This is a genomic window from Vibrio sp. 10N.222.49.C9 (assembly GCF_041474985.1).
GTDB lineage: Bacteria > Pseudomonadota > Gammaproteobacteria > Enterobacterales > Vibrionaceae > Vibrio > Vibrio crassostreae_C.
The window spans coordinates 1-304 of the sequence record NZ_JBFRVD010001290.1; the positions used below are offsets into that span (position 1 = coordinate 1).

1 pseudogene is annotated in these 304 nt (G+C 49.7%); it reads left to right on the plus strand.

Annotated elements, in window-relative coordinates:
- Window positions 1-304, plus strand: a pseudogene (locus AB4585_RS27955) (lipid A biosynthesis lauroyl acyltransferase); the annotation flags it as partial.

Consider the following 304-nt stretch of genomic DNA (forward strand, 5'->3'; position numbering starts at 1 on the left):
CTCCTGTGCCACCCGCACACGTTAAACCTAGAAATCAGTGCTCGGGCCTTCGCAGTATTGGGCTATCCCGGTAGTGGCGTATATCGCCCAAACAACAACCCTGCCTACGACTTCATTCAGTATTGGGGCAGAACCCACAACGGCAACAAGTTGGTGGATCGCAAAGACGTCAAAGAGATGATTCGTGTTCTGAAACGTGGCGAACGCCTATTTTACTTAGGCGATCATGACTATGGTCGAAATAAGTCTGTATTCGTCCCATTCTTTGCTGTAAAAGAGGCCTGCACAACGACTGGGGCCAATA